The 13,506-nt window shown below is 65.1% G+C and carries 16 protein-coding genes and 1 pseudogene; 15 read left to right on the top strand and 2 right to left on the bottom strand.

What is annotated here, in order from left to right; genetic code table 11:
• Positions 1–33 precede the first annotated feature (33 nt).
• The 4 genes from QM590_RS17305 (at position 34) to QM590_RS17320 (ending at position 3,201) form a co-directional block, all read left to right on the top strand.
• Positions 34–792 (top strand): hypothetical protein, encoded by a 759-nt coding sequence (locus tag QM590_RS17305; protein ID WP_269595302.1) that lies wholly within the window; start codon positions 34–36, stop codon positions 790–792.
• Positions 793–905: 113 nt separating this feature from the next.
• The gene (gene fdxA / locus QM590_RS17310) at positions 906–1,229 is read left to right on the top strand and encodes a ferredoxin (protein ID WP_008714223.1); all 324 of its coding nucleotides are present in this window, start codon (positions 906–908) and stop codon (positions 1,227–1,229) included.
• A gap of 4 nt (positions 1,230–1,233) precedes the next feature.
• Positions 1,234–2,337 carry a succinyldiaminopimelate transaminase gene (gene dapC, locus QM590_RS17315; RefSeq protein ID WP_269595303.1) on the top strand — a complete coding sequence of 368 codons (1,104 nt, stop codon included), beginning with the start codon at positions 1,234–1,236 and terminating at the stop codon, positions 2,335–2,337.
• 246 nt (positions 2,338–2,583) lie between these two features.
• Positions 2,584–3,201, top strand: coding sequence for a LysE family translocator (locus QM590_RS17320; protein WP_094641247.1), 618 nt, complete (start codon positions 2,584–2,586; stop codon positions 3,199–3,201).
• A 13-nt stretch (positions 3,202–3,214) separates the two neighbouring features.
• On the opposite strand, the gene QM590_RS17325 is transcribed toward QM590_RS17320, so the two are convergent.
• The gene (locus QM590_RS17325; protein WP_068053020.1) at positions 3,215–3,640 is read right to left on the bottom strand and encodes a hypothetical protein; all 426 of its coding nucleotides are present in this window, start codon (positions 3,638–3,640) and stop codon (positions 3,215–3,217) included.
• Between the two features lie 2 nt (positions 3,641–3,642).
• Here QM590_RS17325 and QM590_RS17330 point away from each other — a divergent pair, with 2 nt between their 5' ends.
• The 7 genes from QM590_RS17330 (at position 3,643) to QM590_RS17355 (ending at position 9,383) form a co-directional block, all read left to right on the top strand.
• Positions 3,643–5,058 (top strand): acyl-CoA synthetase, encoded by a 1,416-nt coding sequence (locus tag QM590_RS17330; RefSeq protein ID WP_269595304.1) that lies wholly within the window; start codon positions 3,643–3,645, stop codon positions 5,056–5,058.
• A 45-nt stretch (positions 5,059–5,103) separates the two neighbouring features.
• Complete coding sequence (locus QM590_RS17335; protein WP_269595305.1) at positions 5,104–6,162, top strand: ABC transporter substrate-binding protein; 1,059 nt, start codon at positions 5,104–5,106, stop codon at positions 6,160–6,162.
• 71 nt (positions 6,163–6,233) lie between these two features.
• Complete coding sequence (locus tag QM590_RS17340) at positions 6,234–6,893, top strand: SDR family NAD(P)-dependent oxidoreductase (protein WP_094668808.1); 660 nt, start codon at positions 6,234–6,236, stop codon at positions 6,891–6,893.
• Positions 6,894–7,083: 190 nt separating this feature from the next.
• Positions 7,084–7,596: an OsmC family protein gene (locus tag QM590_RS17345; protein ID WP_269595306.1), complete on the top strand. Its 513-nt coding sequence runs from the start codon at positions 7,084–7,086 to the stop codon at positions 7,594–7,596.
• Between the two features lie 4 nt (positions 7,597–7,600).
• Complete coding sequence (locus tag QM590_RS25955) at positions 7,601–8,122, top strand: PLP-dependent transferase (protein WP_442972439.1); 522 nt, start codon at positions 7,601–7,603, stop codon at positions 8,120–8,122.
• A gap of 20 nt (positions 8,123–8,142) precedes the next feature.
• Complete coding sequence (locus tag QM590_RS25960; protein ID WP_442972440.1) at positions 8,143–8,901, top strand: PLP-dependent transferase; 759 nt, start codon at positions 8,143–8,145, stop codon at positions 8,899–8,901.
• A complete protein-coding gene (locus tag QM590_RS17355) occupies positions 8,898–9,383 on the top strand; it encodes a CoA-binding protein (protein WP_269595307.1) in 486 nt (161 codons plus the stop codon). The genes QM590_RS25960 and QM590_RS17355 overlap by 4 nt, the downstream gene beginning before the upstream one ends.
• Before the next feature lie 4 nt (positions 9,384–9,387).
• Here QM590_RS17355 and QM590_RS17360 read toward each other — a convergent pair whose 3' ends face one another.
• The gene (locus QM590_RS17360) at positions 9,388–10,149 is read right to left on the bottom strand and encodes an SDR family NAD(P)-dependent oxidoreductase (protein ID WP_269595308.1); all 762 of its coding nucleotides are present in this window, start codon (positions 10,147–10,149) and stop codon (positions 9,388–9,390) included.
• A gap of 61 nt (positions 10,150–10,210) precedes the next feature.
• On the opposite strand from QM590_RS17360, the gene QM590_RS17365 reads away from it, so the two are divergent.
• The 4 genes and pseudogenes from QM590_RS17365 (at position 10,211) to QM590_RS17380 (ending at position 13,467) form a co-directional block, all read left to right on the top strand.
• Positions 10,211–10,795 carry a TetR/AcrR family transcriptional regulator gene (locus QM590_RS17365; RefSeq protein WP_269595309.1) on the top strand — a complete coding sequence of 195 codons (585 nt, stop codon included), beginning with the start codon at positions 10,211–10,213 and terminating at the stop codon, positions 10,793–10,795.
• A 10-nt stretch (positions 10,796–10,805) separates the two neighbouring features.
• Positions 10,806–11,237, top strand: coding sequence for a DUF1810 domain-containing protein (locus QM590_RS17370; protein ID WP_094688111.1), 432 nt, complete (start codon positions 10,806–10,808; stop codon positions 11,235–11,237).
• 10 nt (positions 11,238–11,247) lie between these two features.
• On the top strand, positions 11,248–11,703 hold the full coding sequence (locus tag QM590_RS17375) for a 6,7-dimethyl-8-ribityllumazine synthase (protein WP_094688028.1): 456 nt from the start codon (positions 11,248–11,250) through the stop codon (positions 11,701–11,703).
• Positions 11,704–12,053: 350 nt separating this feature from the next.
• Positions 12,054–13,467, top strand: a pseudogene (locus QM590_RS17380) (HNH endonuclease signature motif containing protein).
• Positions 13,468–13,506: the final 39 nt, after the last annotated feature.

A 13,506-nucleotide genomic window follows, 5' to 3' on the forward strand; every position in this document is an offset into this window, starting at 1 on the left:
TCGGGGTCACTCTCGAAATGGAGCTTGTCTGACATGGACGACCGTCGCGTCGCCGCGGTGCTGAGCAGTGCCGTCGCCATCATCCATCCCGTGCTCGACATCCTCGCGACACGCGACCCGATAGGGCTCAAGGGCAGGACGTTCCGCGAGTCCTCTGCGGATGATTCGACCCTCGACAACGTCATCGACTTCCTCGCGAAGGCCTTCGACACCACCGACTTTCCCGGCACCGCGGGCTGGGAGAAGCTCGACAGCGAGGCGCGCTCGCAGTGGTGGGTCAACCGCATCGGCGCTCTCAACACCGTCGCCGTCGCGTTCCCAGGGGTGTTCGGCATCCTGGTCAACCGGCTGCCGATCCAGGATCTGCTCGGCTTCGCCAACCAGGCGATGGTGCTGGTGGCCGTGGCCCGCGAATCGGGGGTGACCGACCGCGAGACGCATGTGGCGCTACTCGGCTCGGTGCTGTGCAAGCGCGACCTGACGTCCCTGGCCGACAGTGCTCCCGCGAAGAAGGAAGAGTCCCCCAAGTCGGGTCCGTTCGCGCTGCTGCGCGGCATGTGGCAGATCGCCAACGTGCTGCGCGACGTCGCAGGCGAGCTGGAGAAGCGTCCGCATCCTCGTGGCATCTACCGCGTGCTCGGTGCCATCCCGGTCGTCGGTGGCGTCGCCGGATACTTCGGCGAGCGTGGCGCGCTCTCTCGTGCCGCCAAGCAGGGCCGCAAGTGGCTCGCGGCCCACAAGAAAGCCTCGAACCTCGGGGCCGACTCGCCCGCGAAGCAGCTGCGGCGATAGCCGATCGAGCCAGGTGAGGTCACCCTGGTCGGTTTGCTCCAGGTTCGGACCGCGATACTAGGATGCTCAGGGCGCGCGAGCGCCCACGATCGATACAGGAGGGGAGAGCAGCAGTGACCTACTCGATTGCAGAACCGTGCGTAGATGTACTGGACAAAGCGTGCATCGAAGAGTGCCCGGTGGATTGCATCTACGAGGGTAACCGAATGCTGTACATCCACCCCGACGAATGCGTCGACTGCGGAGCCTGCGAGCCCGTGTGCCCCGTCGAGGCCATTTTCTACGAGGACGACGTGCCCGAGCAGTGGAGCGCATACGTCGGTGCCAACGTCGACTTCTTCGACGACCTGGGATCTCCCGGCGGCGCTGCGAAGCTCGGCAAGACCGACTACGACCCGCCGTTCATCAAGGCTCTGCCTCCCATGGGCGAGAACTGACGCCTTGGCACGCAGAGCGGTGGCAGCGGCGCTGCCCGATTTTCCATGGGACTCGTTGACCGCTGCCAAGGAGAAGGCGTCGGCGCACCCGGGCGGCATCGTCAACCTGTCGGTGGGTACACCGGTGGACCCGGTTGCGTCGGTGATCCGTACGGCCTTGAATTCCGTTGCGGGCGAGCCTGGTTACCCCACCACGGTCGGTACCGTCGCGTTGCGCGAGGCCGCGGTGGCCGCGCTCGAGCGTCGGTACACGATCACCGGTCTCTCGCCCGACGCGGTGCTCCCGGCCATCGGCACCAAGGAAATGATCGCCTGGCTGCCGACGCTGCTCGGCCTGGGAGCCGACGACCTCGTTGTCATCCCCGAATTGGCCTACCCCACTTACGAAGTGGGGGCACTGCTGGCGGGCGCGCGAATTCTGCGAGCCGACGGGCTGTCGCGTCTGGGCCCCGAGCGGGCGTCGCTGATCTTCGTCAACTCACCGTCCAACCCGTCCGGCAAGGTGCTCGGAGTCGAGCATCTCCGCAAAGTCGTCGACTGGGCCCGCGAGCGTGACGCCATCGTCGTCTCGGACGAGTGCTACCTGGGACTGACCTGGGACGCCGAAACGGTCTCTGTGCTGGATCCGCGCGTGTGCGACGGCGATCACACCAATCTGCTTGCGGTGCACTCGCTTTCGAAGACCTCGAATCTGGCCAGCTACCGCGCCGGCTTCGTCACCGGCGACGCATCCCTGGTTGCCGAGTTGCTCGAGGTACGCAAGCACGCCGGCATGATGGTGCCGCTCCCGATCCAGGCCGCCATGACCGCGGCACTGGCCGACGACGAGCACGAGAGCATTCAGCGCGAGCGGTACCGATCACGCAGGACTGTATTGAAGGAAGCCGTCGAAGCAGCCGGATTCACCGTCGACCACTCCGAGGCCGGGCTGTACCTGTGGGCGACGCGGGGCGAAGCGTGCCGCGACACCGTCGACTGGCTCGCCGAACGCGGCATCCTCGCTGCCCCGGGAGAGTTCTACGGACCGAACGGTGGACAGCACGTGCGCATCGCACTCACGGCCACGGACGAACGCATCGAGGCTGCAGCCGCTCGTCTGCGCGGGTAGTCGGGTTTCTCTGGTGCGCTGAGCGTCCACTATTCGACTTAGCGAGCGGGATTCCGTCGCTGGACGTGAATTGTGGACACCCACGTCAGTTGGCTGGCGTACGACCGCGCGAACCCTCGTCTCGGCTGACGTCGGTGCGCTGAGTGTCCACAATTTCCCACGGCTGACGGGATTCCGTCGCTTGACGTGAATTGTGGACACTCAGGTCAGTTGGACCCAACTCGAACCGGGTGTTCTCATGTACCCATGACCCTCAGCCTGCTGCTCAGCTTCGCCGGTGTGTGCTTTCTGCTGGCGATTCTGCCCGGGCCCGATTCGTTTCTGGTGCTGCGTTACAGCATCGGCGGTCTCAAGCCCGGGATCGCGGCGGCGATGGGCGTCGCGATCGGTGGACTGTTCTGGGCGGTGCTGGTAGCCGTCGGGCTGGCGGCGATCGTCGAGCAATCCGCGACCGCGTATCGCGTCGTCAAGATTCTCGGCGGACTGTATCTGCTGTACCTGGGCGTGAAGGCTTTCCGCGCCCGACGGAAGAACAAGGTGGCCGGTGAGCCGCTGGTGCCTGTCGCTGCGTCTGCGTGGTCGGCGTTCGGCGCCGGAGTTCTCTCGTGCGCGCTCAATCCCAAGGTCGGGCTGTTCTACCTCGCAGTGGTGCCGCAGTTCCTCACCGTGGTCACCTTCACCGGTGCCATGACGCTCGGGCTGGTCGAGGTGGTTGTCGCCGCTCTGGTGATGGGAGTGTTCTCCGTTCTCGCCTCACGTGCGGTGGCTCTGCTGAGCAGGCCCGCGGTGACCGACTGGCTGGACCGCATCAGCGCCGGATTCCTGGTCGCGCTCGGCATCGGAACTGTCGGGTCCGCCGCCTAACGGAGCGCGCCGATCACGGCTCGAGGTCCGGCTCGCCCACGTCCCAGCCGCCGCGTCGGATGCGCAGGATGTAGACCAGTTCGTTGCTGCCGAACGCCTCGACGGTGGTGAAGCGTTTGGGCTCCGTGTTGACCTCGGGATTGCGTGCGTGCGCTTCCTCGTAGAGCTGAGTGGCTCGAAGATCGGCCAACTCCACACGGGTCCAGAAGTCGTCGGACTGCACCGAGTAGACCAGCCTGGGCGCGCCGTCGGTGACGTGTGCGATGTCGATGTCGTCATCGTCGGAATCGGAGTCCTCGAGGTCCAGGTCGAGGTCGTCCTGGGAATCGGTGTCCTGCTCGGCGTCGGTTCCGATCAGATAGACACCCGCCTGCAGGTCACCGGCGGCGACCGTCATGTACTCGGCGTAGTCGCCGGTGTCGATTCCGTCCACGTCCATGTATGTACGGTAGCCATGTGCTGCTTCGTTCACTGAACCCACTCGCCGTTGCGCGGGGAGACGACATTCCCGACGCCATCACGATCGACGGAGTCTCGCTCTCCCGTGCCGACATCCTGGGCGCGGCGACGTCCGTGGCCGAACGCATCTCGCGTGCCGACCGACTGGCGGTCTACGCGACGCCGTCGGTGAAGACGGTGCTCGCTGTTGTGGGTGCACTCATCGCCGGTGTCACCGTGGTGCCGGTTCCGCCCGATGCCGGGGTGGCCGAACGTGAGCACATCCTCCACGACTCGGGCGCGCAGGCGTGGCTCGGTGAAGCGCCGCCGGACACCTCCGGACTCGAGGTCCTGCCGGTGCGTCAGCATGCACGGTCGTGGCACAGCTACCCCGAACCGCAACCGTCCTCGGTCGCGTTCGTGCTCTACACCTCCGGTACCACCGGCCCGCCGAAAGGCGTGTTGATTTCTCGCAGTGCCATCGCGGCCGGGCTCGACGCGTTGGCGCAGGCCTGGGCCTGGACATCGAGAGACACTGTGGTGCAGGGACTTCCGTTGTTCCACGTGCACGGTCTCATCCTCGGCGTCCTCGGCCCCCTGCGAGTGGGCAGCCCGCTGATCCACACCGGGAAGCCGACGCCGGAGCTCTACGCGGCAGCGCGCGGATCCCTGTACTTCGGGGTGCCGACCGTATGGTCGCGTGTCGCCGCGGACGAGGCGTCGGCCCGCGCCCTTGCCGGTGCCCGACTGCTGGTTTCCGGTAGTGCGCCGCTCCCGGTCCCGGTGTTCGAGAAGCTACGTGAACTCACCGGCCAGGCCCCGATCGAGCGATACGGCATGAGTGAAACCCTCATCACCATCAGCACCCGCGCCGACGGGGAGCGTCGAGCAGGCTCGGTGGGACTGCCGGTCGCAGGCGTCGAGACCCGGCTGCGCGGTGAGAAGGGTGAAATCCTGCCGCACGACGGCGAATCCATCGGAGCGTTGCAGATCCGCTGCCCCATGCTGTTCGACGGCTACCTGAACAACCCGGACGCGACGGCGAAGACCTTCACCGAGGACGGGTGGTTCGACACCGGAGACGTCGCTCTCGTCGAGCCCGACGGCTTCCACCGAATCGTGGGACGAGCCTCGACCGATCTGATCAAGTCCGGCGGCTATCGCGTCGGCGCAGGGGAGATCGAGACGGTGTTGCTGGGGCATCCGAGCGTCGGCGAGGTGGCCGTGGTCGGTGTGCCCGACGACGACCTCGGCCAGCGCATCGTGGCGTACGTCGTCGGCACCGATGTGGAGGATCGAGTGCTGATCGATCTGGTGGCCACCGAGCTCTCGATTCACAAGCGGCCCCGCGAGATTCGAGTGGTCGACTCTCTCCCACGCAACGCGATGGGCAAGGTCCAGAAGAAGTTGCTCGGCTGATGACCCCTTGACGGCATAGGTTAGGCATGCCTATTGTTTCCGGTCATGACCGCACCTGCGCCTGAATCGGCCGCCGCTTTCGCTCTCGGAGCACACCGATCGGAGGCAACCATCATCGAGGCGGCGACGCGTCGTGAGTTCCTCATCGGCAGCGTTGCCCTCGCTGCGTTGATCGCCGGCTGCGGTAGCGGTGAGGAGCAGGCCACGGGCGATGGGACGGTAGGGGACGGCTATCCCCGCACGATCGTCGACGATGCGGGTGAGTCCGTCGTGATCGACAGTCGACCGCAGCGGGTTGCCTGTGTGGCCAACCTGTGGGATCTCGATACAGTACTTGCGCTCGGGGTCGTCCCCGTGCAGTTCGGGGTGCGCGAGGGCTTCGCCGAGATGATCGGCGCACCGAACAGATCATGGGAGTGGCACGAGAACGCCCTCGCCGAACTCGGTGGGACGAGTGAGCGGATCTCCCTCGGTGAGTCGATCGACACCGAGCGCATCGCAGCCGCCGAACCCGATCTCATCATCGGCGACGACGGGGTGGCCGATTCCCGTTCTCAGCTCGAATCGCTTGCCCCGGTGGTGCAGATCGCGTCGTTCGATTGGCGGGCCAACCTCGAGATGATCGGTGACGCACTCGACCGGCGAGATCGCGCCGACGAGCTCATCGCGGACACCGACGCCAGGATGTCCGCCGCGCTCGAAGGGCTCGACGTCGGCGGTGCCACCGTCGGCTTGATCGCCGCCTACGACACGTCCATGTTCTACGGGCTCGGTCACGAGTCGATCCCCGCCGTCGATCTGTTCCGGCGAGCCGGGTTCACGACGGTCGCCGCACTGTCCGACGGAGCGACAGCCGACGCCCCGCGTCCGGAGTTCTCCGCCGAAAACGCCGACGTCCTCGCCGATGCCGATGTGCTCGTCGTGTTCGACTTCGGCTCGGCCGGGATCGTCGAGACCGGACTGTTCCCGTCGTTGCCGAGCGTCGCAGCGGGCCGGGTGGTGGTGCTCGAACAAGGTGAAGTGGCGCAGGGCTTCTCGACGTTGAGCCCGCTCAATCTCGACCTCTGCATCGACGTGGTTCGCCGCGCGGCCGAACTGCTGTGAGTACACGCCCCGGGCTACGTCGTTCGGCCGGTCGTCAGCGAGCGTTCGAGTAGGCGGTTAGCCTCGAAATCATGACCTCTCTCGACGGCGCACGCATTCTCGTATTCGGTGCCAGCGGCGGTCTCGGCGGACCGATCGTCGAGCAGCTCGCGAAGGCCGGGGCTCGGTTGACTCTGAGCGGCCGGAGCATCGAGTCGGACCATCACACGGTGAACGCCGATCTGACGCTGCCCGATTCGGCCCGATCGGTGGTCGCGGAGGCCGTCGAACACCACGGCGGATTGGACGGAATCGTCATCGCCGCGGGCGTTGTGGCGTTCGGACCGGTGACCGAGGTGGACGACGACACCGTCGACGAATTGCTGCTGCTGAACTATCTGGCACCGCTACGCGTGCTTCGAGAAGCACTGACCACTGTGGACCAAGGCGGGTTCGTGCTCAACATCAGTGCCGTCGTGGCCGACAAGCCGATGCCGAACATGGGTGCCTATTCGGCGAGCAAGGCAGCGGTGAGCGCGCTGCTGAAAAGTGTTCGTACAGAAGCGCGGAAGTCGAAGATCAGGATCGTCGACGTGCGTCCGCCGCACACCGAGACGGGGCTTGCGACGCGGCCGATCGCCGGGCAGGCACCGAAACTACCGCAGGGTCTGACGCCGGATGCGGTGGCAGCACGTATCGTCGCGGCGATCACCGACGACGAGACCGACGTCGGCGCGGATCAGTTCTCGTAAGCTATTGTCGGCATCGTGACCGAGACACACGTGACCGACGCAGCCAGAAGGCTCGGGCGTCGTCGCACCATCGACTTCGGTCTCGTCTGCACTTCTTCCTGTTCGTAGCTGTCGATCGAACCCATCCCCGACGAGCATTTCGCGCTCCTCGGGTAGTTCCGGCAACCCTCGAATCGAACAGGAATTCTCCATGACCACTTCTGTGTCCCACATCGGCGGCGTCATCGCTGCCACCGACGATGCCGTGCAGGCCGACGCCAAGAACGCCCACGCGGTGTTCCGTGCCTCCGCCACCGCGCACGATGCCGTCGCCAGCACCGTCACCCTGGGCAAGTTCAGCGTCGAGGTCGACGAGCCGCCCGCCCTCGGCGGTGAGAACAAGGCCGCCAACCCGGTCGAGTACTACCTGGCTTCGCTGCTGTCCTGCCAGGTGGTCACCTACCGCGTCTGGGCCGAGAAGCTCGGTATCGTCGTCGACGACATCAAAGCCAAGGCCGAGGGTGACCTCGACGTTCGCGGATTCTTCGGTTTCGACGACAACGTTCGTCCCGGATTCGGTGAGGTGCGCGTCGTCGTGACCGTCACCGGTCCCGAAACCCGGGAGCGGTACGAGGAGCTGCAGAAGGCCGTCGACGACCACTGCCCCGTGCTGGATCTGACGCGCAATCCCACCCCGATTCACACCGTTCTCGAAACGGCCTGACGTCATGAGCGAACGGACATTCGGCCTGCGTACCAGAGCAATTCACGCCGGAGCGAGACCGGATCCTTCCACCGGTTCGCGTGCTGTGCCCATCTATCAGACGGCGAGCTACGTGTTCGAGAATTCCGCGGACGCAGGCGATCTGTTCGCTCTGCAGAAGTACGGCAACGTCTACAGCCGCATCGGCAACCCCACGGTCGCCGCCTTCGAGGAGCGCATCGCGAGCCTCGAAGGCGGCATCGGGGCGGTGGCGTTCGCCAGTGGGTTGGCGGCCGAGTTCGCAGTGTTCGCTGCGCTTGCCGGCACCGGCGACCACATCGTTGCCGCGGCCGGGCTCTACGGCGGCACGGTGACCCAGCTCGACGTCACGCTACGTCGCTTCGGCGTCGAGACCACGTTCGTTCCCGGTACCGATCCTGCGGATTACGCAGCAGCGGTGACGGATTCGACCAAACTGCTCTACGCCGAGATCATCGGCAATCCGTCGGGTGAGAGATCGCCGACCTCGAGGGTCTCGCCGCCGTAGCGCACGATCACGGAATTCCGTTGGTCATCGACGCGACGATGGCGACGCCATGGCTGAGCAGACCCATCGAATTCGGCGCCGACATCGTGATCCACTCGGCCACCAAGTTCCTCGGCGGTCACGGATCGACGCTCGGGGGAGTGGTGGTCGAATCCGGGCGATTCGATTGGGGCTCGGGCAAATTTCCGCAGATGACGGCCCCGGTGGACTCGTACGGCGGTCTGTCGTGGTGGGGAAACTTCGGCGAATACGGCTTTCTGACCAAGCTGCGCAGCGAGCAGTTGCGCGACATCGGCGGCGCACTGGCACCGCAATCGGCATTCACGTTGATCCAGGGAGTGGAGACGCTGCCGCAACGCATGGACGCGCACGTCGCCAATGCTCGGGTGGTCGCCGAGTGGCTCGAGGCGGATCCCCGAATCGAGTACGTGAGATGGGCTGGGTTGCAGAGTCATCCGCACCACGACCGGGCAGGGAAGTACCTCCCGGCCGGTCCCGGTGCGGTGTTCGCTTTCGGCATCGACGGTGGCCGCGAGACCGGGCAGGCGTTCGTCGAGAGCGTTCAGGTCGCCAGCCACGTCGCCAACATCGGTGACGTGCGCACCCTCGTGATCCACCCGGGCAGCACCACGCACCGACAACTGACCGACGAGCAACTCCGCGGAGCAGGTGTCGGTCCGGAGTTGATTCGGATCAGCGTCGGACTCGAAGATGTCGAGGACATTCTGTGGGACCTGGATCAGGCTCTGACCCTGGCAACCGGAAAGGCGAGGTCATGAGCGAGCGCACCTGGCAGGGCCCGTCCGCCCAGGAGCGGCAGCGCATTCTGCGGGAGACCAAGACCGTCGCGATCGTCGGTGCGTCCAAGAATCCCTCGCGGGCAAGCTACTTCGTCAACCGCTACCTCTCGTCGACGAGCAACTACGAGATCTTTCTGGTGAACCCGACGGTCACCGACATCGAAGGTACGACGGTCTACCCCACACTCGCCGACCTACCGAAGCCGCCGGATCTGGTCGACGTGTTCCGCAAGTACGACGACCTTCCTGCAGTGCTTTCGGAAACCATTGCAGCGCAGGCGAAGACGATCTGGCTTCAGTTGGGGCTGTGGCACGAGCAGGTGGCCCACGACGGCGAGGCAGCGGGATTGAACGTCGTCATGGATCGGTGCCTCAAGATCGAACACGCCCGATTCCACGGCGGATTGCACCTGGCCGGATTCGATACGGGAGTGATCGATTCGCGTCGTACCCGCGGTTAGAGGTTCACGCCTTCAGTAGGCGACCACTGATCACGGTGGCCAGTGCACGTGGAGCCAAACGGACACTGCCGGCGCTGATCTTGTTGGACAGGCCGGACACGATGCTGGCGGGGGTGCGGCGAGAGTCCAACGCGCGCAGAGCCGTCGCGACCACCTGCTCGGAGGTCTGGAAGTTGCCCACCGCGGCGTCCTCGGATCCGACGACGTCGAAGAACTCGGTGCGGGTAGGGCCGGGGGAGAGCGCGAGAATCTTCAGCGGCGAGGCGCGGTGCTCGAAGGCCAGCGCTTCGGTGAAGTTGAGGACGAATGCCTTCGTCGCGCCGTAGACGGCCATGTTGGGTGTGGGTTGGTACGCGGCGGTACTCGCGACGTTGATCAGTGCGCCGGTCAGGTTCGGCAGGAATGCGTGAGTGAGGTCCACCAGCGCACTGATGTTGAGGGCGATCTCGGCGGCGACGCGTGTGGGGTCCTCGTCGGCGAACTTCCCGTGCGTGCCGAAGCCTGCGTTGTTGATCAGGGTGGTGGGGGTGATTCCCTTGTCCGCCAATGTGGTTCGCAGGGTTTCGCCGATACCGGGGACGCCCAGATCCATGGCTACGACGGTGGCCGTCACGCCGTGATCGGCTTCGATACGCCGTGCTAGGGCGTTCAGTCGATCGGTGCGTCGCGCCACGAGGACGACGTTCTCGCCGCGTGCGGCGAAGCGGGTGGCGAATTCCTCGCCGAGGCCCGAACTTGCTCCGGTGATGAGCGCTGTGGAAGTCATGGCTGTCAATGTAGGCAGTGTCAGCATTGTTGTCAACGTCAACATCGCCTAGGGTGAGGTCATGGCAACGCAGCGCTACCACCATGGCGACCTGCGTGCGGTGTTGCTCGACGAGGCCGAACGGAGCATCGCGCACGGCGGGGTCGACGCGTTGTCGCTTCGGCAGCTGGCCAGAGACGTCGGCGTCAGTCACGGTGCCCCGGCGCGCCACTTCCGTGACAAGCAGGCGTTGCTGGATGCATTGGCGCTGCACGGTTTCGAGGAATTGAACCGCCGGATGGTCGCAGCGGCAACGGGACCCGGTGAGCTGATGGCCAGGTTCCGTGGCGTGGCCCGTGCCTACCTCGGATTCGCCGTCGAACACCCGGAGTTGCTGGATGTCATGTACAGCACCAAGCATCACCCCGACGCCAGTGAGAAGCTGAAAAGCGTTGCACACGAGAGTATGACCGCCACCGAGGCATTGCTCAGCGAGGCCATCGCAGCCGGTGTGATCACCGAGGCTCCACCCGAGATACTCGCGCGCGTCGCTTTCGCGAGTGTGCACGGACTCGCGATGCTGGCCACCGGCGACCTGCTCGACGGCGTCCCGACCGAGGATCTGCTCGACGCGACCGTCGACACTCTGCTGCGCGGGTTCACCTAAGTTGAACGGCATGACCGAATACGACCTGCAACGCTTCGTCGATGCTCAGGACCCCGTCTGGACCGCGGTGACGAAGGAACTGAAAGCAGGGCGAAAGCAGACGCACTGGATGTGGTTTGTGTTCCCGCAGTTGGCGGGGTTGGGGCGCAGTGCGACTGCCCAACACTTCGGCATCGCCGATCTGACCGAGGCGGAGCTGTACCTGTCCCACGAAGTATTGGGTCCTCGCTTGAAGAAGGCGGCCCGGCTTGTGGTGGCTGTCGAGGGGCGGACCGTCGACGAGATCTTCGGTTATCCCGACAACCTGAAGCTGCATTCGTCCATGACGCTTTTCGCCGAAGCTACCAAGGGCCCGTCCGTATTCGGCGAAGTGTTGCAGAAGTATTTCGCCGGTGAATTCGATGGCCCGACACTCGACTTGCTCGACGAGCGATACCGCTAGCATCGCACCCATGACCACTCCACTCGCCGGATCCATTGCTTTCGTCCACGCCAGCTGGCACCTGGACATCGTCGATCGTGCGCGAGTGGGATTCGCCGCCGAACTGGAGAAGCTCGGACAGGCCGAGACGCCGCTCGACGTGTTCGAGGTGCCCGGGGCCTTCGAGATCCCACTGCATGCACAGCGGTTGGCCAAGACGGGCAAGTACGCCGCGATCGTCGCCGCTGCGCTGGTGGTCGACGGCGGAATCTACCGACACGATTTCGTCGAAACAGCGGTCATCGACGGCCTGATGCGAGTGCAGCTGGACACCGACGTGCCGGTGTTCTCGGTGGTGCTGACACCACACCACTTTCACGAACACGCCGATCACACGGCCTTCTTCACCGCGCACCTGGAGAAAAAGGGTGCCGAGGCTGCACGCGCAGTGGTGAAGACTCTGGCGTCGCTGGGGACCATCGGCTGACCCTGGTCCGAGCCTCCGATATCGATCGCGCCGGAAGACCGGTTCGACGCAGACTGGGAGGCGGGCGGGTTCGAGCTACGGGAAGTTGCACCCGAGACCTTCTTGCTGACGTACACCCTGCTGCTCGACGACCGGCTCACCCGCAGGGTCACGGTGTGGCAGCGAAGTAACGATGCTTGGAAGATTCTCTACCACCAAGGAACTGTGGTGGTCGACCGCGAATCGTGAAGAATGAGTCGGCTCCTATCACACGCCACCGACAATTTTGGATGTCGAATCCTTATGCAGGGCAATAGTTTTCGATTGCACTATGGTTGCCAGTCGAACGCGCGTTCGATACACTTGCTTCCATGACCACGGAGATCTGGCAACTGAGCGAGAGTGAACTGCTCGCCGACGCCGCCGCGGTCTCCCACCGGATCCAGTTGTTGGAGGCCCGACGGATCGCTCTCGTCGCCGAGATCGACACCCGCGTCTCACGGGAGAAACTCGGCTTCCCCGGACCCGCCGGCTGGCTGACCTCCACCACCCTGCTCTCGCCGTCCAAGGCCACCAAGATCGTTGCCCTCGCCCGCGGCATGGCTGCGTTTCCCGACATCGCCGACGCCGTGAACACCGGCGTGATGTCCGTCGATCACGCCGCGCTGATCCTCACCTTCGCCGAAACCCCACCGGAACACCTGCCGCAAAAGGGTCGCGATATGGCCCGCGCCGCGTTGATCAAATCTGCGACAGGACCCGACGCACGCACCGGCCGCATCCGAGCAGCGATCACCCGACTCGAAGACAGCTTCGGCACCAAGAAACCACCCGCCGAGAACACCGACCGCAACGAACTCTTCGCCTCCACAACCCTGAACGGTCGGCTGGTACTCAAAGGAGACTTCGACGCGATCACCGGCGAGAAACTGCTCACCGCACTCTCCCCGCTGACCGAACCCCACCCCGCCGCCGACGGAACCCAAGACGATCGCAGCCCCGCCAAGCGCAGAGCCGACGCCTTCGGACACATCTTCGACCAATACCTCGCCTCCAGCGATCGCCCCATCGAAGGCGGTGAACGCCCGCACCTGAACCTGCACATCCGGTTGCAGGACCTCACCGACCTCCAGAACCGCGGCGAAGAAGACGACATCACCGACGACGAAACCTCACGCGCAGCAACCGACACCTACACCGACACAGCAGATCCCGTCGACATCAACACCGGTGGCCCGATGCACCCCGACACGGCAGAACCGGACGCGGCGGATGAACCCGAGGCCGGCAAGGCTGCGGGAGCTGCCGCTGATCGTGGCGCGTATCGCGACTTGTTCGGCGACGGCACTTCGGTCGGGTGGCTGCCGTGGATGGGACCGCTCTCCCGCAACACCTCCCGCCAACTCGCCTGCGACTGCGTCCTGACCGCGATCGTGATGGACGAGAACGGCAACCCGCTCAACCTCGCCCGCACCGCCCGTACCGTCACCGCGAAACAACGAAAAGCCCTCACCGCCCGCGATCACGGCTGCGCGTTCCCCGGCTGCGGAAAACCTGCCGCCTGGACCGAAGGGCACCACATTTGGCACTGGGGCGACGGCGGCCCCACCGACATGAACAACCTGGTTCTGCTGTGCGGGTTACACCACCGACTGATGCACCACTCGGACTGGGAAGTGTTCATCGGCGCCGACAACCAATCCCTGGTTCGTACCGCCGGCAACCGTCGACTCCTACCGACAACCCAGACCATCCCACGCCCGAGCAGGCCCCCACATCGCGTGAGCCTCAGGAAAGACTCCAGCCCCGCACCGAGAACACGGT

Origin of the sequence: Rhodococcus sp. IEGM 1372, assembly GCF_030056835.1 — a bacterium.
Taxonomy (GTDB): Bacteria; Actinomycetota; Actinomycetes; order Mycobacteriales; family Mycobacteriaceae; genus Rhodococcoides.

Bases quoted from the DNA above. Each gene is read 5' to 3' on its own strand.
- QM590_RS17305 (WP_269595302.1), top strand. From the start codon at position 34: ATGGACGACCGTCGCGTCGCCGCGGTGCTGAGCAGTGCCGTCGCCATC.
- QM590_RS17320 (WP_094641247.1), top strand. From the start codon at position 2,584: ATGACCCTCAGCCTGCTGCTCAGCTTCGCCGGTGTGTGCTTTCTGCTG.
- QM590_RS17325 (WP_068053020.1), bottom strand. From the start codon at position 3,640: ATGGACGTGGACGGAATCGACACCGGCGACTACGCCGAGTACATGACG.
- QM590_RS17330 (WP_269595304.1), top strand. From the start codon at position 3,643: ATGTACGGTAGCCATGTGCTGCTTCGTTCACTGAACCCACTCGCCGTT.
- QM590_RS17335 (WP_269595305.1), top strand. From the start codon at position 5,104: ATGACCGCACCTGCGCCTGAATCGGCCGCCGCTTTCGCTCTCGGAGCA.
- QM590_RS17340 (WP_094668808.1), top strand. From the start codon at position 6,234: ATGACCTCTCTCGACGGCGCACGCATTCTCGTATTCGGTGCCAGCGGC.
- QM590_RS17345 (WP_269595306.1), top strand. From the start codon at position 7,084: ATGACCACTTCTGTGTCCCACATCGGCGGCGTCATCGCTGCCACCGAC.
- QM590_RS25955 (WP_442972439.1), top strand. From the start codon at position 7,601: ATGAGCGAACGGACATTCGGCCTGCGTACCAGAGCAATTCACGCCGGA.
- QM590_RS17355 (WP_269595307.1), top strand. From the start codon at position 8,898: ATGAGCGAGCGCACCTGGCAGGGCCCGTCCGCCCAGGAGCGGCAGCGC.
- QM590_RS17360 (WP_269595308.1), bottom strand. From the start codon at position 10,149: ATGACTTCCACAGCGCTCATCACCGGAGCAAGTTCGGGCCTCGGCGAG.
- QM590_RS17365 (WP_269595309.1), top strand. From the start codon at position 10,211: ATGGCAACGCAGCGCTACCACCATGGCGACCTGCGTGCGGTGTTGCTC.
- QM590_RS17370 (WP_094688111.1), top strand. From the start codon at position 10,806: ATGACCGAATACGACCTGCAACGCTTCGTCGATGCTCAGGACCCCGTC.
- QM590_RS17375 (WP_094688028.1), top strand. From the start codon at position 11,248: ATGACCACTCCACTCGCCGGATCCATTGCTTTCGTCCACGCCAGCTGG.